Source organism: Streptomyces sp. SCL15-4 (assembly GCF_033366695.1).
Taxonomy (GTDB): domain Bacteria; phylum Actinomycetota; class Actinomycetes; order Streptomycetales; family Streptomycetaceae; genus Streptomyces.
In genome coordinates this window covers 7,878,197-7,901,300 of sequence record NZ_JAOBTQ010000001.1, presented here as the reverse complement: position 1 = coordinate 7,901,300, position 23,104 = coordinate 7,878,197, and the positions used below count along the sequence as shown (strand labels likewise).

The 23,104-nt window shown below is 72.9% G+C and carries 1 protein-coding gene and 1 pseudogene; both read right to left on the bottom strand.

Annotation, left to right across the window (positions count from 1 at the left end; translation table 11 throughout):
• Positions 1 to 12: 12 nt before the first annotated feature.
• A pseudogene (locus SCK26_RS38090) lies at positions 13 to 3,513 on the bottom strand (type I polyketide synthase); the annotation flags it as partial.
• Entirely contained in the window at positions 3,503 to 22,876 is a 19,374-nt protein-coding gene (locus SCK26_RS35635; protein ID WP_318205511.1) for an SDR family NAD(P)-dependent oxidoreductase, read from the bottom strand. The gene SCK26_RS35635 and the pseudogene SCK26_RS38090, both read right to left, overlap by 11 nt.
• Between the last annotated feature and the right edge of the window lie 228 nt (positions 22,877 to 23,104).

Genomic DNA, 23,104 nt, shown 5'->3' with positions numbered 1-23,104 from the left:
GGCGCCGGCCGGGTCGGCCGCGTCGACCGTGAACGTGTCCGGGCCGCTCGGCGCGATGCGGATGCGCAGCTCGCTCGCGCCCCGCCCGTACACGGTGATCCGGCCGAAGGAGAACGGCAGGGGCGTCCGCCCGGTGCCGTCCTCCGTCCCGCATGCCGCCGCCGCTTGCAGCGCCGCGTCCAGCAGCGCCGGGTGCACGGTGAACCGCGCCGCGTCCTCGGCCTGCCGGCCGGGCAGCGTGACCTGCGCGAACACCTCGTCACCGGACCGCCATACGTCCGACAGCCCCTGGAACGCCGGGCCGTACTCCAGTCCGGTCCCGGCCAGGGCCGCGTAGTGGGCGGCCGGGTCCAGCCGGTGTGCCCGCTCGGGCGGCCATGCCGTGCCGTACGGCGGCCGGCCGGGCTCCGGTGCCGCGGCGGGCTCCTCGACCAGCAGTCCGCTCGCGTGGTGGGTCCACTCCTGGGTGCCGTGCGGGCGGGAGTGGACCTCCACCGTGCGGCCCGTGGCGCCGGCCGCGCCCACCTGCACCTGGAGGTCGGTCTCGCCGTGCTCGGGCAGGGACAGCGGCGCGTGCAGGGTCAGGTCCCGTACGCCGGCGCACCCGGCTTCCTCCGCCGCGCGCAGCGCCAGTTCGACGAAGGCGGTGCCGGGGAGGATCACGGTGCCGAAGACGGCGTGGTCCGCCAGCCAGGGCTGGGCCGTACGGGAGAGCCGTCCGGTCAGGACGATGTCGTCGCCGCCCGCCAGCGTGAGGGCGGCGCCCAGGAAGGGGTGCCGTACGGCGTCGAGTCCTACGGCGCCGACGTCGGCGCCGGTGACGGCGGGCTGCCAGTAACGCCGGTGCCGGAACGGGTAGACGGGCAGGTCCACCAGCCGGCCGTCGCCCGTCCACACCGGCCAGTCGACGTCCACTCCGGTGACGAAGACCTCCGCCGCGTGGCGGAGAAGCTGAGCCCGCTCGGGTTCGTCACGGCGCAGCGTGCCCACCGCCGTCACTCCGGTCACGCCCTTGTGGTCGGCGTTCTGGGCCACGGCTCCGAGGAGGACGGGATGCGGGCTGGCCTCGATGAAGACGCGGTGCCCGGCCTCCAGCAGCGTCTCCAGCGCACGATCGAAACGCACCGTCTGCCGCAGATTCGTGAACCAATACCCGGCGTCCATCTCCGCCGTATCGATCACCTCACCGGTCACCGTCGACACCAACGGCACCACACCCGACCGCGGCCCGATCTCCCCCAGAACATCCAGCAGCTCCGCCCGCAACTCCTCCACCTGCGGCGAATGCGACGCATAATCCACCGCGATCCGCCGCACCTGCACACCCCGGGCCTCACACCGCCCCACGAACACATCCAGCTCCGCAGGCGCCCCGGAGACGACGACCTGCTCCGGCCCGTTGACCACCGCAACCTGCAACCCGTCCGACAACCAGCCGGATATCCGCTCCACCGGCGCCAGCACCGACACCATCCCACCCCGACCCGACAAAGCCGTGATCGCCCGCGACCGCAACGCCACCACCCGCGCCGCATCCTCCAACGACAACCCACCCGCCACACACGCAGCCGCGATCTCCCCCTGCGAATGCCCCACCACAGCCGCCGGCCGCACCCCCAACGACCGCCACACTTCCGCCAACGACACCATCACCGCGAACAACACCGGCTGCACCACATCCACCCGCCCCAGCAACACCTCATCCCCACCACACACCACATCCAGCAACGACCAGCCATCCGCAAACGGCTCCAACGCCGCCGCACACTCACCCATCCGCCCCGCGAACACCGGCGAGGTCTCCAGCAACTCCCGCGCCATACCGATCCACTGCGAACCCTGACCCGGAAACACGAACACCACACCGGACGACGCACTCGTACGCCCCGACACCACACCGGCCGCCTCACGACCGGCCGCGAACTCACCCAGACGCGCCGTCAACTCACCCATATCCGCGCCGAGAACCACCGCCCGGTGCTCCAGCACCGCACGCCCCGACGCCAACGTGAACGCCACATCCCGCACGTCCACCTCGGCACCCTCGGCCACCCGCTCCAGCAACCGCGCCGCCTGCTCCGCCAACGCCCCACCACTACGCGCCGACAACACCCACGGCAGCAGACCGGGTCGCGGGTCCGCCGGCTTCTCCTCCCGTACCGGAGCCTGCTCCAGGATGACGTGCGCGTTGGTGCCGCTGTAGCCGAAGGAGGAGACGCCCGCTCGGCGGGGACGCCCGGTCTCGGGCCACGGCCGGTTCTCGGTGAGCAGCCGGACGTGGCCCTCGCTCCAGTCGACGTGCTGCGACGGCTCGTCGACGTGCAGGGTGCGCGGGAGTACGCCGTGCCGCATGGCCTGCACCATCTTGATCACGCCCGCGACACCCGCCGCGGCCTGCGTGTGCCCGATGTTCGACTTCAACGAGCCGAGCCACAACGGCCGTTCGCGGTCCTGACCGTAGGTCGCCAGCAGCGCCTGGGCCTCGATGGGGTCGCCGAGGGTGGTTCCGGTGCCGTGGCCCTCGACGGCGTCGATGTCGGCGGGGGTCAGCCGGGCGGCGGCCAGGGCGTCCTGGATGACCCGCTGCTGGGCGGGCCCGTTGGGCGCGGTCTGGCCGTTGGACGCCCCGTCCTGGTTGACGGCGGTGCCGCGCACCACCGCCAGGATCCGGTGGCCGTTCCGCTCGGCGTCGGAGAGCCGTTCCAGGACGAGCACGCCGACGCCTTCGCCCCAGCCGGTGCCGTCCGCGGCGGTGGCGTACGACTTGCAGCGGCCGTCGGGGGCGAGGCCGCGCTGGCGGGAGAACTCGACGAAGACGGCGGGGGTGGACAGGACGGTCACGCCGCCGGCCAGGGCCAGGGTGCATTCGCCCTCGCGCAGCGACCGCACCGCCTGGTGCAGTGCCACCAGCGACGACGAGCACGCCGTGTCCACGGTGACGGCGGGGCCCTGGAGCCCCAGGTGGTAGGCGACGCGCCCGGAGACGAGGCTGCCGACGCTGCCGCCGCCCGGGTCGTAGTCGTGGTGGAAGGAGCCGGCGAAGACGCCGGTGCGGGTGCCCTTGAGGGTCTGCGGATTGACCCCGGCGTTCTCCAGGGCCTGCCAGGAGGTCTCCAGCATCAGCCGCTGCTGGGGGTCCATGACCAGGGCCTCGCGCGGGGCGATCCCGAAGAACGCCGGGTCGAAGTCGGCCGCGCCGGCCAGGAAGCCCCCGGAGCGGGTGTAGGTCTTCCCGCTGCCGCCCGGTTCGGGCTCGTACAGCGCTTCGACGTCCCAGCCGCGGTCGGCGGGGAACTCGCCGATCGCGTCCTCTCCCTTGACGACGAGGTCCCACAGGTGGTCCGGGGAGCCGACTCCGCCGGGCAGCCGGCAGGCCATGCCGACGATCGCGACGGGTTCGGTGCGGCGGCCTTCCAGCGCCTGGAGCCGGCCGCGCGTGCCGTGCAGTTCCTCGGAGACCGCCTTGAGGTACTTCAGCAGCTCTTCTTCGGTGGGCATGAGCTCACTCTCCACTGGGGTCGGTGGGCGATTCGTCGCCGGAGACGGAGATGCCGAGGCTGTGGGTGACGAAGTCGAGGACTTCCGCCGCGGTCGCGGATTCGAGGCCGGCCGGCACGTGTTCTTCGGCCTCCGCCGCGGACCCCGGTGACGTCCACGGCTGCGACATGCCGCGGAACGTCTCGGACAGCGCGCTGCGCTGCGCGCCGGTCAGGTCCAGGGCGGTCAGGTGGTTCCTGATCCGGTCGAGGTCGGCCATCACCTGCTCGTACGTCGGCCGGTCGGGCTCCGCGGCCGGGGCGGGCGCCGGGGCGAGACGGCGGAGCAGGTGGTCGGTCAGGGCGTTCGGGCTGGGATGGTCGAACACGGCGGTGGCGCTGAGCTTGAGGCCGGTCCGGGCGTTGATCCTGTTGCGCAGTTCGACACCGGTGAGCGAGTCGAAGCCGAGGTCGCGGAACGCCTCGTCGGCGCCGATCCGGCGCGGGTCGCCGTGCCCGAGCACCTGGGCCACGTCGGCGAGCAGCAGGCCGAGGAGCGTCTCCCGGCGCCGTTCGGCGGGCAGCCGGCCCAGCCGGTCCCGCAGGGATTCCTCCGGCGCCGTGGGAGCGGCGGGCCCGGCGGTCCGCCGGTGCGCCGCCGGCACCAGGTCGCGCAGGAGCGCGGGCGCAGTGTCGGCGCGCAGGGCGCCGGTATCGACCCGGACCGGGACGACGACCGGTACGGCCGCGGTGAGCGCCCGGTCGAAGGCGGCCAGGCCCTCTTCGGCGGTGGTGGGCAGCAGCCCGGTGCGGGCGATCCGGTCGCGGTCGGCGGTGCCGAGTCCGGCCGTCATGGCGCTGGTCTCGGTCCACATGCCCCAGACGAGGGAGACCGCGGGCCGGCCGGCCGCGTGCCGGCGGGCGGCGAACGCGTCCAAGTAGGCGTTGGCGGCGGCGTAGTTGGCCTGGCCGGGCGAGCCCAGCACACCGGCCGCCGAGGAGAACACCACGAAGGCCGCCAGATCGGCGTCCGCCGTCAGCTCGTGCAGGTTTCGCACCGCGTCCGCCTTCGGCCGCAGCACGGTGTCGAGCCGCTGCGGGGTGAGGGATTCCAGGACGCCGTCGTCGAGGACGCCGGCGGTGTGCACCACGGCGGTCGGCGGATGGCCGTCCGGGATACGGGCCAGCGCCCGGGCGAGCTGGTCGCGGTCGGCGACGTCGCAGGCGACCGACAGCGCGGTCACTCCCCGGTCGAGCAGGTCCTCGGGCAGTGTCGCGCCGCTGCGGCTGAGCAGCAGCAGGTGCCGGACACCGTGGTCGGCGACGAGCCGCCGTACGACCAGCCGGGCCAGGGTGCCGCCGGCGCCGGTCACGATCACCGTGCCGTCGGGGTCGAGGGCCCTGGGGATCGTCAGGACCGTCCGGCCGGGCACGGCCCGCCGCCTGGTCTCGGCGGCGGTGCGTACGTCGTGGGCCCGGACCGGCAGCGGCCGGAGGGCGCCGTCGCCGAACAGGCCGGCGAGGGCCGCGAGGTTCCGCCGCTGACGGGCGGGATCGCCGTCGCGGGCGGGGTCCGGACACTCGCCGTTGTCCTGTGCCGCGGGGCCGTCCTCGTGCGAGGCCGGACGGCCGTCGTCGTCCGCGGCCGGACGTCCCGCGTCACCCGGGGCCGGAAGGCCAGCGTCGTCCGGGCCCGCGCCCCGGTCGGCCAGGCTCACGTACACGCCGTTCTCCGTGAGCAGCGGGGCGGACGCGTCGGCCGTGTCGCCGTCCCGCGGGCCGAGGACGATGTCGAGTCCCGCCGGGATCTGCTTGGGGAACTCGTCGGGTCCGGGCTTCGCCAAGTGGGCCTCGTCCAGGCCGAGGGCGCGCAGTTCCGTCCAGTCTCCGGCCGGCGCGGTGGCGTACACCTCGGCGCCCAGGTGGCGGGCGAGCCGGACGGCCGCCAGGCCGCTGTCCGTGGCGCCGGTGTGGATCAGCACGCGCTGCCCGGGCCGCAGCGCGGCCGTGTCCACCAGGGCGTGCCAGGCGGTGAGGAACGCCTTCGGGGCCGCCGCGGCCTGCGCGAAGCTCCAGCCGCTCGGGAGCGGGACCAGGCGGTGCTGGTCGGTGACGGCCTCGCGGGACAGGGCGTCGCCGCGCGGGAAGAGGCCGAACACCCGGTCGCCGGGCGTGAGTCCGGTGACTTCGGGGCCGGTCTGGATGACGACGCCCGCGCCTTCCGTGGCGGACAGGCCGTCGGCGCCGAGGCCGGCCGCGCGCATCGCCACCCGGACCTCGCCGGCCTCCAGCGGCCCGGTGCGGTCCGGTCCCGCGACGAGCACGAGACCGTCCGCGTCGCCCGGGCCGGCGGTCCGCAGCCGCCAGGTGGGCGCGTCCGGCAGCGGCAGCAGGGCGGTCCCGGTACGGGACAGGCGGGGCGCGTACGGCCGGCCGTCCCGTACGGCGACCTGCGGTTCACCGGTGGCGTCCGCCACGGCCGCCGCCCGGTCCGACGGGGTGTCCACGTCCACGAGCAGGAGCCGGCCGGGGTGTTCGGCCTGCGCGGAGCGCAGCATGCCCCAGATGGCGGCGGTGACGGGGTCGGGCCGCTCCATGAGCGATCCCTGGGTGACGACGGCGAGCCGTGCGGCGGCGGTGGCCGGGTCGGCGAGGAACTGCTGCGTGAGCGCCAGCACTTCGGCCAGGCGGACACGGAGGTCACCGTCCGGTGCGACATGGGCGACGGTGAGGTCCGCCGGCGGCTCGCCGGGGCCCGCGACCGGCAGGGGGCGCCAGCGCAGGTGGAGTCCGCCGTCCCGGTCCGGTGCCGCGGCGGCGCTCATCGGCCGCAGTGCCAGCGCGTCCACGGTGATGACGGGACGCCCGGCCGGGTCCGCGGCGGACAGGGTGACGGAGCCGTCACCGGTCGCGGCGAGCCGCACCCGCAGCACCGCCGCGCCGGTCGCGTCCAGGGTGACGCCGGTCCAGGAGAACGGCAGCAGCGGCCGCGTGCCGTCGGTGCCGTCCAGGACGGGCAGCCCGAGGGCGACGGTGTGCAGGGCGGCGTCCAGCAGTGCCGGATGGATGCCGAAACCGCCGGGCTCAGTGGGCAGTTCGATCTCGGCGTACCACTCGTCGGCGGTGCGCCAGGCGGCGCGCAGGCCTCGGAACGCCGGGCCGTAGCCGTAGCCGCGCTCGGCCATGCCGTCGTAGAACCCGTCCAGCGGTACGGGACGGGCGCCGGCCGGCGGCCAGTCCGGTGCCGGGGCGGGCCGTGGGGCCGTGGGGGTGAGGACGCCGGCCGCGTGCCGGGCCGGCGGTTCGGCGGAGGCGGCGGAGGTGGACGGTGCCGCCGTGGAGTGGACGGTGACCGTGCGGCGGCCCGACTCGTCGGGAGCGCCGACGACCACCTGGAGGTGGACGGCGCTGCCGGTGGGCAGGGCGAGGGGGGTGTGCAGGGTCAGTTCCTCCACGACCGGGCAGCCGGTCTCGGCGCCCGCGTGCAGCGCGAGTTCGAGGAACGCGGTGCCGGGCAGCAGGACCGTGCCGTCCACCGCGTGGTCGGCGAGCCAGGGGTGAGCGGTGGGCAGCAGCCGTCCGGTGAAGACGGTCTGGCCGTCGGGGAGGTGCACGGCGGCGCCGAGCAGCGGGTGCCGGGTGACGTCGAGTCCGGCGGCCCGCAGGCCCGCCGTGGTGTCGTCGGCCGACTGCCAGTAGCGCTGTCCGGCGAACGGGTAGCCGGGCAGCTCCACCCGGCGCCCGCCGGGCAGCAGCCGGTCCCAGGCCAGAGGCAGGCCCGCCGTGAAGGGAAGGGCGAGGGCGCGGGCCAGGGCGAGCGGTTCGGGCCGGCCGGCGGTGAGCGCCGCCGTGGCGACGTAACCGCCGTCGTCGAGGACCGTGTCGAGCGTCGTGTGCACCATCGGGGTGACGACGGCGTCGGGCCCGATCTCCAGGTAGGCGGTGACTCCCCGCTCGGCCAGGCACCGTACCCCGTCGGCGAAGCGTACGGCGGTACGGACGTGCTCCACCCAGTATTCGGGGGTGCGCAGGCGCTCGGCGTCGGCGAGGGTTCCGGTGACGTTGGAGACGACCGGGATGCGTGGTGCCTGGAATTCCAGGCCGGCCAGTGCATCGGCGAAGTCGCCGAGCATCGCGTCCATGCGGTGCGAGTGGAACGCGTGCGACACGGAGAGCCGGCGCACCCGGCGGCCGGCGGCCCGGAAGTGCTCGGCGACGGCGAGGGCCCCGGTCTCGTCGCCGGAGACGACCACCGCTTCCGGGCCGTTGACCGCGGCGATGCCGACCGTGTCGGTCAGCGCGGCCCGCTCCAGGTACGCCCGCACCTCCTGTTCGCCGACGGCGACCGCCACCATGGCGCCGCCTCGTGGCAGCGCCTGCATCAGCCGGCCGCGCGCCGCGACCAGAGCGCACGCGTCGCCCAGGGACAGCACGCCCGCCGCGCAGGCCGCGGTGATCTCGCCGAGGGAGTGACCCATGACGTAGTCGGGCCGTACTCCCCAGGAACGCAGCAGTTCCAGCAGCGCGTACTCCACGGCGAAGAGCGCGGTCTGGGTGTACATGCTCTGGTGCAGCAGCTGGGCCGGCGGGGCGTCCGCCGACGCGAACACGACGTCCTTGAGCGGGTGTTCGGCGTATCCGTCGAGGTGTGCGTCCAGCGCGGCGCACACGGCGTCGAAGGTCTCGGCGTAGACCGGGTAGCGCTCGTACAGTTCGCGGCCCATTCCGGCGCGCTGCGATCCCTGTCCGGAGAACACCAGGGCCAGTCCCCCGGTCCCCGCGGCACCGGTCGCGCCGACCACGGCGTCCGGGGTCTCCTCGCCCTGGGCAACGGCGGCCAGTGCGCTGGTGAGCGTCGCGCGGTCGGTGCCGAGCAGGACGGCCCGGTGGTCCATGAGGGCGCGGCCGGCAGCCAGGGTGAAGCCGATGTCACGGGGGTCGAGGGCGGGGTCGTCCTCGACCCGGGCGAGCAGCCGTTCCGCCTGGCGCCGCACGCCGTCGGCGGTCCGCGCGGACAGCACCCATGGGACCACCGGGGCCTCGGCGGCCGGTTCGGGCGCCGAGGTGTTCTCGGGCGGGGCTTCGAGGATGACGTGGGCGTTGGTGCCGCTGATGCCGAAGGAGGACACGGCCGAGCGGCGCGGCCGGTCCAGTTCCGGCCACTCCTGCGGCGCGGTCAGCAGCCGGACCGCACCGGACTCCCAGTCGACATGCCGGCTGGGCTCCCCGACGTGCAAAGTGCGCGGCATGAGACCGTGGCGCATCGCCTCCACCATCTTGATCACACCCGCGACACCGGCGGCGGCCTGCGTGTGCCCGATGTTCGACTTCAGCGAGCCAAGCCACAAAGGCCGTTCGCGGTCCTGACCGTAGGTCGCCAGCAACGCCTGCGCCTCGATGGGATCACCCAGCGCCGTACCGGTACCGTGCGCCTCCACCACATCCACATCCGCGGCCGACAACCGCGCACCCGCCAACGCAGCACGGATCACCCGCTGCTGCGACGGACCGTTCGGCGCCGTCAGACCATTACTGCCACCGTCCTGATTCACCGCCGAACCACGCACCACCGCCAACACCTGATGCCCATGGCGCTCGGCGTCCGAGAGCCGCTCGACGACGAGGAGCCCGACGCCCTCCGACCAGCCCGCGCCGTCCGCGTCGTCGGAGAACGCCTTGCACCGCCCGTCCGGCGACATCGCCCGCTGCCGGGAGAACTCCACGAACGTCGTCGGCGTCGACATCACCGTCACACCACCGGCCAACGCCAGCGAGCACTCACCGTTGCGCAACGCCTGCGCCGCCAGGTGCAACGCCACCAACGACGACGAGCAGGCCGTGTCCACCGTCATCGCCGGGCCCTCGAGACCCAGCAGGTACGAGATCCGGCCGGACGCGACGCTCGACGAGCTGCCGAGCATGCGGAAGCCCTCCATGCCTTCGACGGGTTCGTGCAGCGGCGGGCCGTACTCCATCGCCATGAGGCCGGTGAACACGCCGGTGCGGCTGCCGCGCAGCGAGGACGGGTCGATGGCGGCCCGCTCCAGCGCCTCCCAGGAGGTCTCCAGCAGCAGCCGCTGCTGCGGGTCCATCGCCGCCGCCTCGCGCGGACTGATCCCGAAGAACTCGGGTTCGAACACGGCCGCGTCGTGCAGGAAGCCGCCGCGCCGTGTGTACGTCTTCCCCAGCCGGCCGGGGTCGGGGTCGTACAGCGCCTCGATGTCCCAGCCGCGGTCGGCGGGGAACTCCGAGGTCGCGTCGAGGCCGTCCAGGGTGGCCTGCCAGAGCCGCTGGGGCGAGTCGATGCCGCCCGGGAAGCGGCAGGCCATGCCGACGATGACGATCGGGTCGTCGTCCGCGACGGCCGCGACCGGCACCGGCACGGCGGGTCCACTGGACGTGCCCTCGACCTGCTCGCCGAGGAAACCGGCCAGGGCGTTGAGCGTCGGATAGTCGAAGACCAGCGTCGACGGCAGCCTCAGCCCTGTCGCCGCCTGCAACCGCTGCCGCAGCTCCAGACCCGTCAGCGAGTCGAAGCCCATCTCCCGGAACGCCCGCTCCGGATCCACCGAACCGGCCGCACCGTGCCCGAGGACGAGCGACACCTGCGTCCCCACCAACTCCGCCAGCGCCTCGGCGCGTTCGGCCTCGTCCAGCGCGGCCATCCGCGCCGGCCACGACGACGCCTGCGCTGCGGCGTCGACCGCCGTGGCACGCCGGGCCGGGGTCCGGACGAGGGATGCGAAGAGGGACGGCAGTGTGTCCTGGCCGGCGCGGTTGCGCAGTCCGGGCAGGTCGAGCCGGACCGGCACCACGGCGGCCCGGTCGGCAGCCAGCGCCGCGTCGAACAGGGCCAGACCCTGCCGCGCCGACATCGGCGCCAACCCCGCACGCGACAAACGCGCCAGATCCGCCTCCTCCAGATGCGCGGTCATCGCACTGTCCCCGGCCCACAACCCCCACGCCATCGACGTCGCCGCCAGCCCACCGGCACGACGCTCCAACGCCAACGCGTCCAGGAACGCGTTCGCCGCCGCGTAATTACCCTGACCCGCCGTACCCACCACACCCGCGGCCGACGAGAACAGAACGAACGCCGCCAGATCCGCGTCCCGGGTCAACTCATGCAGCCAACGCGCCCCGTCCACCTTCGGACGCATCACCACATCCACCCGCTCCGGCGACAGCGCCGTCACCACACCGTCGTCCAGCACACCCGCCGCATGCACCACAGCGGTCAGCGGATGCTCGGCAGGAATCCGCGACAGCACCTCCGCCAGCGCAGCACGATCGGCCACATCACAAGCCACGAACCGCACCGACGCACCAGCGGCCTCCAGCCCCGCCACCAGCTCCCGCGCACCCTCACCACCACGACGACCCAGGAGCAGCAAATGCCGCACCCCGTACTCCTCCACAAGATGCCGGGCCACCAGCCCACCCAACGCACCCCCGGCACCAGTGATCAACACCGTCCCGGCAGCATCCAGCCCCGGACGACGCGGAGTCCGTACAGCGACAGGGCCAAGCCGTGGCACGCACAAGCGCCCATCGCGAAGCGCGACTTGAGGCTCGCCGAGAGCAAGCACCGATGCCACATCGGCATGCTCACCGGCCGGTGCGTCCACCAGGACGATCCGGCCCGGGTGCTCGGCCTGCGCCGACCGCAACAGGCCCCACACCCCGGCCGTCGCCGGATCGACCACACCCGTGACCCCGCCCCGCGTGACCACGACCAGCCGCCCATCGGCGGAATCGGCCACGAAATCCTGCACCAACGCGAGCGCTTCCCCGACCCGGACCCGCACATCACCACCCGGCTCGACGTACTCCACCCGGACGTCGAGCGCCGGTTCGGCCGGGGTGTCGGGGGTCGCTACGTCGATCCAGCGCACCTCGTAGAGGGGGTCGGCGGCGGCCGAGCCCAGCTGGGCCACCTGTTCGCGGGTCATGGGTTGCAGACGGAGTTCGTCCACGGTCACCACGGGCAGCCCGGCGCCATCGAAAGCGGCCACCCGCACGGCACCGTCGCCCTGCGGCGTCAGCCGCACCCGCAGCGCCGACGCGCCCACCGAGTGCAGCCGCACCCCGCCCCACGAGAACGGCACCCACAAGTCCTCCGACGGCAGTGGATGCAGAGCGGCGTCGAGCAGCGCCGGATGGACACCGAACGCGTCGGACTCCGCCGGCAGCCGCACCTCGGCGTACAGTTCCCCGCCCGCCCGCCACATCGCGTCCAGGCCCTGGAACACCGGCCCGTACCCGTAACCGAGGCCGGCCAGGCGGTCGTAGACCTCCGCGCCTTCCACCCGCTCGGCTCCGGGCGGCGGCCACGCCGTGTCCAGCCGTTCCGAGGACACGGCCGCGCCGCGCGACACCACACCGACGGCATGCCGCACCCACTCGGTCTCCGAGTCCTGGGGCCGCGAGTGCACGGCGATCGTCCGCCGTCCGGACTCGTCGGCGGCACCCACCGACACCTGGACCGCCGCCGGCGTGTCCGGCGACAGCACCAGCGGCCGTTCCAGCGTCAGTTCCTCCAGCATCTCGCAACCGACCTCGTCGGCCGCGCGCAGAGCCATCTCCACGAAGGCGGTGCCGGGGAGGATCACGGTGCCGAAGACGGCGTGGTCCGCCAGCCACGGGTGGGTGCCGAGGGAGACACGTCCCGTGAGCACGGCTTCGTCGCTGCCGGCCAGGCGTACGGCGGCTCCGAGCAGGGGATGGTGTGCCGGGGTCAGGCCGAGCCCGGCCGCGTCCACCACCGACCGACCCGCCGGCAACCAGAACCGCCGGCGCTGGAAGGCATACGTCGGCAGATCCACCACCCGGCCACCACCCACCCACGCCGGCCAGTCCACATCCACCCCCGCGACGAACACCTCCGCCGCATGCTGCAACAGCCGGGACACCTCACCCTCGTCACGACGCAGAGTGCCCACCGCCGTCACCCCACCGACACCGGCCACCTCCGCCGCCTGGGCCACCGCACCCACCAACACCGGATGCGGACTCACCTCCACGAACACCCGGTGCCCGGCCTCCAGCAGCGTCTCCAGCGCACGATCGAAACGCACCGTCTGCCGCAGATTCGTGAACCAATACCCGGCATCCATCTCCGCCGTATCGATCACCTCACCGGTCACCGTCGACACCAACGGCACCACACCCGACCGCGGCCCGATCTCCCCCAGAACATCCAGCAGCTCCGCCCGCAACTCCTCCACCTGCGGCGAATGCGACGCATAATCCACCGCGATCCGCCGCACCTGCACACCCCGGGCCTCACACCGCCCCACGAACACATCCAGCTCCGCAGGCGCCCCGGAGACGACGACCTGCTCCGGCCCGTTGACCACCGCAACCTGCAACCCGTCCGACAACCAGCCGGATATCCGCTCCACCGGCGCCAGCACCGACACCATCCCACCCCGACCCGACAAAGCCGTGATCGCCCGCGACCGCAACGCCACCACCCGCGCCGCATCCTCCAACGACAACCCACCCGCCACACACGCAGCCGCGATCTCCCCCTGCGAATGCCCCACCACAGCCGCCGGCCGCACCCCCAACGACCGCCACACTTCCGCCAACGACACCATCACCGCGAACAACACCGGCTGCACCACATCCACCCGCCCCAGCAACACCTCATCCCCACCACACACCACATCCAGCAACGACCAGCCATCCGCAAACGGCTCCAACGCCGCCGCACACTCACCCATCCGCGCCGCGAACACCGGCGAGGTCTCCAGCAACTCCCGCGCCATACCGATCCACTGCGAACCCTGACCCGGGAACACGAACACCACACCGGACGAACCGGAAGCCCGACCGGCAACCACACCGGCCGCCTCACGACCCGCCGCGAACTCACCCAGACGCGCCGTCAACTCACCCATGTCCGCGCCGAGAACCACCGCCCGGTGCTCCAGTACCGCCCGCCCCGACGCCAACGTGAACGCCACATCCCGCACGTCCACCTCGGCACCCTCGGCCACCCGCTCCAGCAACCGCGCCGCCTGCTCCGCCAACGCCCCACCACTACGCGCCGACAACACCCACGGCACCAACCCCGGCACAGCCTCCGGTTCCGGAAGAGCCCGCACCGGAGCCTGCTCCAGAATCACGTGCGCGTTGGTACCGCCGATACCGAACGACGACACTCCGGCCCGGCGCGGGTGCCCCGTCTCGGGCCACGGCGTGTTGTCCGTGAGGATCTCGACGTCACCGGCGGTCCAGTCGACGTGGTGCGACGGCTCGTCGGCGTGCAGAGTGCGCGGCATGAGACCGTGGCGCATCGCCTCCACCATCTTGATCACACCCGCGACACCGGCGGCGGCCTGCGTGTGCCCGATGTTCGACTTGACCGAGCCGAGCCACAAGGGCTGTTCGCGGTCCTGACCGTAGGTCGCCAGCAACGCCTGCGCCTCGATGGGATCACCCAGCGCCGTACCCGTACCGTGCGCCTCCACCACATCCACATCCGCGGCCGACAACCGCGCACCCGCCAACGCAGCACGGATCACCCGCTGCTGCGACGGACCATTCGGCGCCGTCAGCCCATTACTGCCACCATCCTGATTCACCGCCGAACCACGCACCACCGCCAACACCTGATGCCCATGGCGCTCGGCATCCGAGAGCCGCTCGACCACCAGCAGACCCACGCCCTCGGACCAGCCCGCACCGTCGGCCGCGTCGGAGAACGCCTTGCACCGCCCGTCCGGCGACATCGCCCGCTGCCGGGAGAACTCCACGAACGTCGTCGGCGTCGACATCACCGTGACGCCGCCCGCCAACGCCAGCGAGCACTCACCGTTGCGCAACGCCTGCGCCGCCAGGTGCAACGCCACCAACGACGACGAGCAGGCCGTGTCCACCGTCATCGCCGGACCCTCGAGACCCAGCAGGTACGAGATCCGGCCCGACGCCACACCGCCGCTGTTGCCGGTGATCAGAAGTCCTTCGACGTCCTCCGTGGCCTCCGGAAGCCAGGAACCGTAGTCGTGGTACATGAGGCCGGTGAACACGCCGGTGCGGCTGCCGCGCAGCGAGGACGGGTCGATGGCGGCCCGCTCCAGCGCCTCCCAAGCGGTCTCCAGCAGCAGCCGCTGCTGCGGGTCCATCGCCGCCGCCTCGCGCGGACTGATCCCGAAGAACTCGGCGTCGAAGTCACCGGCGCCGGTCAGGAACCCGCCCCGGCGGGAGTAACTGGTGCCGAAGTGGTCCGGGTCCGGGTCGTAGAGGCCGGCGAGGTCCCAGCCACGGTCGTCGGGGAACTCCGAGGTCGCGTCCACGCCCTCCACGACCGTCCGCCACAGTTCCTGCGGCGAGTCGATGCCGCCCGGCAGCCGGCAGGCCATGCCGACGATGACGATCGGGTCGTCGTCCGCGACGGCCGCGACCGGCACCGGCACGGCGGGTCCACTGGACGTGCCGGTGATCTGCTCGCCCAGGTAACCGGCGAGCGCGTTGAGCGTCGGGTAGTCGAAGACCAGCGTCGACGGCAGCCTCAGCCCTGTCGCCGCCTGCAACCGTTGCCGCAGCTCCAGGCCCGTCAGCGAGTCGAAGCCCATCTCCCGGAACGCCCGCTCCGGATCCACCGAACCGGCCGCACCGTGCCCGAGGACGAGCGACACCTGCGTCCCCACCAACTCCGCCAGCGCCGCCGTACGTTCGGTCCGGTCCAGCGCCGCCATGCGGTCGGCCCAGGAGGAGGACTCCTCGGGGCCGGGCGCGACAGCCCGGCGCGCCGGGATCCGCACCAGCGACCTGAAGACGGCGGGCAGGGCGTCCTTGTCCTGGCCGGCGCGGTTGCGCAGTCCGGGCAGGTCGAGCCGGACCGGCACCACGGCGGCCCGGTCGGCAGCCAGCGCCGCGTCGAACAGGGCCAGACCCTGCCGCGCCGACATCGGCGCCAACCCCGCACGCGACAAACGCGCCAGATCCGCCTCCTCCAGATGCGCGGTCATCGCACTGTCCCCGGCCCACAACCCCCACGCCATCGACGTCGCCGCCAGCCCACCGGCACGACGCTCCAACGCCAACGCGTCCAGGAACGCGTTCGCCGCCGCGTAATTACCCTGACCCGCCGTACCCACCACACCCGCGGCCGACGAGAACAGAACGAACGCCGCCAGATCCGCGTCCCGGGTCAACTCATGCAGCCAACGCGCCCCGTCCACCTTCGGACGCATCACCACATCCACCCGCTCCGGCGACAGCGCCGTCACCACACCGTCGTCCAGCACACCCGCCGCATGCACCACAGCGGTCAGCGGATGCTCGGCAGGAATCCGCGACAGCACCTCCGCCAGCGCAGCACGATCGGCCACATCACAAGCCACGAACCGCACCGACGCACCAGCGGCCTCCAGCCCAGCCACCAGCTCCCGCGCACCCTCACCACCACGACGACCCAGGAGCAGCAAATGCCGCACCCCGTACTCCTCCACAAGATGCCGGGCCACCAGCCCACCCAACGCACCCCCGGCACCAGTGATCAACACCGTCCCGGCAGCATCCAGCCCCGGACGACGCGGGGCGTCCACAGTCACCGGAGAAAGCCGGGGAACAGACAACCTGCCTTGCCGCAGGGCCACTTGAGGCTCGCCAAGAGCAAGCACCGATGCCACATCGGCATCCTCACCGGCCGGTACGTCCACCAGGACGATCCGGCCCGGATGCTCGGCCTGCGCCGACCGCAACAGGCCCCACACCCCGGCCGTCGCCGGATCGACCACACCCGTGACCCCGCTGATCCCGCCCCGCGTGACCACGACCAGCCGCCCATCGGCGGAATCGGCCACGAAATCCTGCACCAACGCGAGCGCTTCCCCGACCCGGACCCGCACATCACCACCCGGCTCGACGTACTCCACCCGGACATCCGAGGGAAGCTCCCCGGCACCGTCCGGCGTCGGTACGTGCACCCAGCGCACCTCGAACAGCGGATCGGCCGCCGCCGAGCCGACCTGCTCCAGTTGCTCGCGGGTCATGGGGTGCAGACGGAGTTCGTCCACGGTCACCACGGGCAGCCCGGCGCCATCGAAAGCGGCCACCCGCACGGCACCGTCGCCCTGCGGCGTCAGCCGCACCCGCAGCGCCGACGCGCCCACCGAGTGCAGCCGCACCACGCCCCACGAGAACGGCACTTTCAGGTCGTCGGTGAGCAACGCGTGCAAGGCGGCGTCGAGCAGTGCCGGGTGAACACCGAATTCGTCGGTCTCACCTGGGAGTTGCACCTCGGCGAACAGTTCCTCACCGGCCCGCCATACGGCGCGCAGGCCCTGGAACACCGGCCCGTACCCATAGCCGACCCCGGCCAGGCGGTCGTAGCCCTCGGTCACGTCCACGCGCTGCGCGCCGGCCGGCGGCCACGCCGTCTCCAGCCGTTCCGTCGAGATGCCCGTGCCGGATGCCAACACGCCGACGGCGTGGCGGTCCCACTCGTCCTCGCTGTCCTGGGGCCTGGAGTACACGGCGATCGTCCGCCGTCCGGACTCGTCGGCGGCACCCACCGACACCTGGACCGCCGCCGGCGTGTCCGGCGACAGCACCAGCGGCCGTTCCAGCGTCAGTTCCTCCAGCGTCTCGCAACCGGCCTGGCCACCGGCGTGCAGTGCGAGTTCGACGAAGGCGGTGCCGGGAAGGATGACCGTACCGAAGACGGCGTGGTCCGCCAGCCACGGGTGAGAGTGCAGCGACAGCTGCCCGGTCAGCACCCACCCGTCCTGGGACGCCAGGCGTACGGCGGCTCCGAGCAGGGGATGGTGTGCCGGGGTCAGGCCGAGCCCGGCCGCGTCCACCACCGACCGACCCGCCGGCAACCAGAACCGCCGGCGCTGGAAGGCATACGTCGGCAGATCCACCACCCGGCCACCACCCACCCACGCCGGCCAGTCCACATCCACCCCCGCGACGAACACCTCCGCCGCATGCTGCAACAGCCGGGACACCTCACCCTCGTCACGACGCAGAGAGCCCACCGCCGTCACCCCACCGACACCGGCCACCTCCGCCGCCTGGGCCACCGCACCCACCAACACCGGATGCGGGCTGGCCTCGATGAAGACGCGGTGCCCGGCCTCCAGCAGCGTCTCCAGCGCACGATCGAAACGCACCGTCTGCCGCAGATTCGTGAACCAATACCCGGCGTCCATCTCCGCCGTATCGATCACCTCACCGGTCACCGTCGACACCAACGGCACCACACCCGACCGCGGCCCGATCTCCCCCAGAACATCCAGCAGCTCCGCCCGCAACTCCTCCACCTGCGGCGAATGCGACGCATAATCCACCGCGATCCGCCGCACCTGCACACCCCGGGCCTCACACCGCCCCACGAACACATCCAGCTCCGCAGGCGCCCCGGAGACGACGACCTGCTCCGGCCCGTTGACCACCGCAACCTGCAACCCGTCCGACAACCAGCCGGATATCCGCTCCACCGGCGCCAGCACCGACACCATCCCACCCCGACCCGACAAAGCCGTGATCGCCCGCGACCGCAACGCCACCACCCGCGCCGCATCCTCCAACGACAACCCACCCGCCACACACGCAGCCGCGATCTCCCCCTGCGAATGCCCCACCACAGCCGCCGGCCGCACCCCCAACGACCGCCACACTTCCGCCAACGACACCATCACCGCGAACAACACCGGCTGCACCACATCCACCCGCCCCAGCAACACCTCATCCCCACCACACACCACATCCAGCAACGACCAGCCATCCGCAAACGGCTCCAACGCCGCCGCACACTCACCCATCCGCCCCGCGAACACCGGCGAGGTCTCCAGCAACTCCCGCGCCATACCGATCCACTGCGAACCCTGACCCGGAAACACGAACACCACACCGGACGACGCACTCGTACGCCCCGACACCACACCGGCCGCCTCACGACCGGCCACCAATTCGCCCAACCCGTTGACGAGTTCGTTCACATCAGAGCCGAGTACGACCGCCCGGTGCTCCAGCGCCGCCCGCCCCGACGCCAACGTGAACGCCACATCCCGCACGTCCACCTCGGCACCCTCGGCCACCCGCTCCAGCAACCGCGCCGCCTGCTCCGCCAACGCCCCACCACTACGCGCCGACAACACCCACGGCACCAACCCCGGCACGGCCTCCGGTTCCGGAAGAGTCCGCACCGGAGCCTGCTCCAGGATCACGTGGGCGTTGGTGCCGCTGATGCCGAAGGAGGACACGGCCGAGCGGCGCGGCCGGTCCAGTTCCGGCCACTCCTGCGGCGCGGTCAGCAGCCGGACCGCACCGGACTCCCAGTCGACATGCCGGCTGGGCTCCCCGACGTGCAAAGTGCGCGGCATGAGACCGTGGCGCATCGCCTCCACCATCTTGATCACACCCGCGACACCGGCGGCGGCCTGCGTGTGCCCGATGTTCGACTTCAGCGAGCCGAGCCACAAGGGCCGTTCGCGGTCCTGGCCGTAGGTGGCCAGCAACGCCTGCGCCTCGATGGGATCACCCAGCGCCGTACCCGTACCGTGCGCCTCCACCACATCCACATCCGCGGCCGACAACCGCGCACCCGCCAACGCAGCACGGATCACCCGCTGCTGCGACGGACCGTTCGGCGCCGTCAGCCCATTACTGCCACCATCCTGATTCACCGCCGAACCACGCACCACCGCCAACACCTGATGCCCATGGCGCTCGGCGTCCGAGAGCCGCTCGACGACGAGGAGCCCGACGCCCTCGGCCCAGCCGGTGCCGTCCGCGTCGTCGGAGAAGGCCTTGCAGCGGCCGTCGGCGGCGAGGCCGCGCTGGCGGGAGAACTCGACGAACATTCCCGGCGTGGACAGGACGGTCACGCCGCCGGCCAGGGCGAGGGAGCATTCGCCGTTGCGCAGGGCCTGGACCGCGAGGTGCAGTGCCACCAGGGACGACGAGCAGGCCGTGTCCACCGTCATCGCCGGGCCCTCGAGACCCAGCAGGTAGGAGATCCGGCCCGATGCCACGCTGGTGGTGTTGCCGGTGAGGCGGAAGCCCTCGGTGCCGTCGAGCGGGGCGTGCAGGCGGGGGCCGTACTCCATGTTCATGGCGCCGACGAAGACACCGGTGCGGCTGCCGCGCAGCGAGGACGGGTCGATGGCGGCCCGCTCCAGCGCCTCCCAGGAGGTCTCCAGCAGCAGCCGCTGCTGCGGGTCCATCGCCGCCGCCTCGCGCGGACTGATCCCGAAGAACTCGGCGTCGAAGTCACCGGCGCCGGTGAGGAATCCGCCGTGGCGGGCGTAGGTGGTGCCGGGGTGGTCGGGGTCGGGGTCGTAGAGGCCGGCGAGGTCCCAGCCGCGGTCGGTGGGGAACTCGGAGATGGCGTCCGTCTCGCCGGTCACTGCCTGCCACAGGTGCCGCGGCGAGTCGATGCCGCCCGGCAGCCGGCAGGCCATGCCGACGATGACGATCGGGTCGTCGTCGGAGGTGACGGCGGTGGGGTGGGTGTCGTTGCCGGTCCGCGAGGTGTCGAGAACGCCGGTGATCCGCTCGTGCAGGTGGGCGGCGAGGGCCTGCGGGGTGGGGTGGTCGAAGAGCACGCTGGTGGGCAGGCGCAGCCCGGTGGCGGAGACGAGCCGGTTGCGCAGGTGCACGGAGCGGGCCGAGTCGAAGCCGAGGTCGCGGAAGGTGGCGTCGGGGTCGGCGGGGGTGTCGCCGAGGCTTTCGGCGAGGTGGCCGGTGAGCCAGCGGAGGAGGAAGCCGTCCGGTTCGGTGCGGATCCTGTCGCGCAGGGCGAGCGTGGCGGAGCTGAGATGCTGTTCGGCGACGGTGGTGGCGGGGCGTTCGTCGAGCCAGTGGCGTTCGCGCTGGAAGGCGTAGGTGGGCAGGTCGATGATGCGGGCGGCGCCGATGGTCTCGGCCCAGTCGACGTGGACGCCGGCGGTCCAGGCTTCGGCGAGTCCGGTCAGCAGCGTGTGCGGTTCCGGGGTGTCGCGGTGCTGGAGGGCCACCGCGATCTCGGTGTCGGTGGGATGGACGAGCGGGGTGAGGACGGAGTCGGGGGCGAGTTCCACGAACCGGGTCACGCCCTGCTCGCGGCAGGCGGTGATCGCGTCGTGGAAGCGGACGGTGGCGCCGACGTGTCCGGTCCAGTACTCCTCGGTCATGGCGGTGCCGGTGCGGCCGGTGACGGTGGAGACGATCGGGATGTCCGGTTCGGCGACGGTCAGACCGTGGATGCGGCGGGCGAACTCCTCCAGCATGGGCGCGGTGAGCGGCGAGTGGGCCGCGTTCCGCACCCGGAGCCGGGTGGTGCGCCGGCCGTCGGCCCGGAACCGGTCGGCGATCCGGGTGACGGTGTCCTCGGCACCGGACAGGACGATGGCCCGGGGCCCGTTGATGACGCCGATGGAGACGTCGTCGATGCCCTGGAGCGCGGCGGTGGCCTCCTCCTCGGTGGCCTCCACGGCGATCATGGCGCCGCCGGGCGGCAGCGCCTCCATCAGCGCGCCTCGGGCGGCGGCGAGGGCGGCGGCGTCGGCCAGGGACAGGGAGCCGGAGACGTGCGCGGCGACGATCTCGCCGAAGGAGTGGCCGACGAGCAGGTCCGGCCGGACGCCCCAGGACGTGACCAGGCGGTAGAGGGCGACCTGGAAGGCGAAGAGGGCGGGCTGCATGTACCGCATGCCGTCGAGGGCCGCCGCGGCGTCCTCGCGTTCGCCGAAGAGGACCTCGCGCAGTCCGAGTGCGGGGTCGAAGTGGCCGAGTACCTCGTCCAGTGCCCGGGCGAAGACGGGGTGGGCGTCGTACAGTTCGCGCCCCATGCCGATGTGGTGGGCGCCGCCGCCGGCGAAGAGGAAGGCGGTCTTGCCGGAGGTCGTGGCGACGCCGGTGACGGCCTCGTCGTGGAACCGGGTGAGGCGTGCGGTGAGGTCGGCCCGGTCGGTGCCGATGACGACGGCCCGGTGTTCGAGGGCGGAGCGGGTGACGGCCAGCGATCCGGCGATGTCGGCGGCGTCGGCTTCGTGGTCGTCCTGGAGGTGGCCGAGGAGTCGTACGGCCTGGGCGTCCAGGGCACGGCCGGTGCGGGCGGACAGCACCCAGGGCAGGGGGCGGTCGGTGGCGGGGCGTGTCGTGGGGGTGTGGGGCCGGCCGGTGTAGGGGCCCTCGGCGAGGACGACGTGGCAGTTGGTGCCGCCGACGCCGAAGGAGCTGACGCCCGCGACGAGCGGGGCGTCGGAGTCGGGCCAGGCGCCGAGTTCGGTCTGCACCCTCAGGTTGAGCGCGTCCAGCGGGATCGCCGGGTGGGGGGTGTGGAAGTGGAGGGTCGGCGGGAGTTGCCGGTGGCGTACGGCGAGGGCGGCCTTGAGCAGGCCCACGATGCCGGCGGCGGCTTCCAGGTGGCCGATGTTGGTCTTGACCGAGCCGACGCGCAGCGGGCGGCGGTCCGTGCCGCGGCCGAGGACGGCGGAGACGGCGGCGGCCTCGACCGGGTCGCCGACCGGGGTGCCGGTGCCGTGGAGTTCGACGTACTGCACGGCCCCCGGGTCGACTCGCGCGTCCGCGTAGGCGCGGCGCAGGACGTCCTGCTGGCCCCGGACGTCGGGGTCGGTGAGCCGGTCGCCGCCGCCGTCGTTGTTGACGGCGCTGCCCTGGATGACGCAGTAGACGGGGTCGCCGTCCGCGACCGCGCGCTCCAGCGGCTTGAGCAGGACGACGCCTCCGCCTTCGCCGCGTACGAAACCGTCGGCGCTCGCGTCGAACAGCGCGCACCTGCCCCGGACGGACAGGGCCCCCAGTCCGGCGGTGGCGTCCATGCTGTCCGGTGCGAGGATCAGGTTGACGCCGCCGGCGAAGGCGAGGTCGGACTCGCCGCGGCGGATGCTCTCGCAGGCCAGGTGGACGGCGACCAGCGAGGATGCCTGTGCCGCGTCGACGGCGAGGCTGGGGCCTCGCAGGCCGAGGGTCCAGGAGACGCGGTTGGCGATGATGGCGCGGTGCCGGCCGGTGAAGTCGTGCGCTTCGCCGCGGCCGGACCGTTCGCGGGAGGCGAGGGTGGCGTAGTCGTCGGAGGAGACGCCGACGAACACGCCGGTGCGGGAGCCCCGGAGGCGGTCGTCGGGCAGTCCGGCGTCCTCCATCGCCTCCCAGACGAGTTCGAGGGCGAGCCGCTGCTGCGGGTCCATGGCGGCGGCCTCGTCGGGGTGTACGCCGAAGAAGGCGGCGTCGAAGGAGCCCACGTCGTCGAGGAAGCCACCCCGCCAGGACGCGCGGCCCTGGCCCCGGTCCGCCGGCCAGGAGGTGACGGCGTCGGTGCCCGTGGTCAGCAGGCGCCAGAATGCGGCCGGGTTCGCTGCCGCGGGGACGCGGCAGGAGATGCCGATCACCGCGATGGCCGTGTCACGGGAGCCGTCGATCACCTGGTCACCAGACATGGATGGCTTCATGGCGAAAGTATCCGCGGGTGGCCGGGGTGCGGCTTCTGCCAGAGGAACGGGCCCGCTGCCAGGGCTTCGGTACAGGTCGCACCGGCCGGTCCAGGACTTTCGGCCAGGTCGTTTTTCGGCCAACCTCATTGCGGGGCTTGTCTGTTGGGGTGCGCGCATGCCGACGGGGGGCCTGTCCGCGGACAGGCCCCCCGGGTACCGACGGTGGGGTGTGCT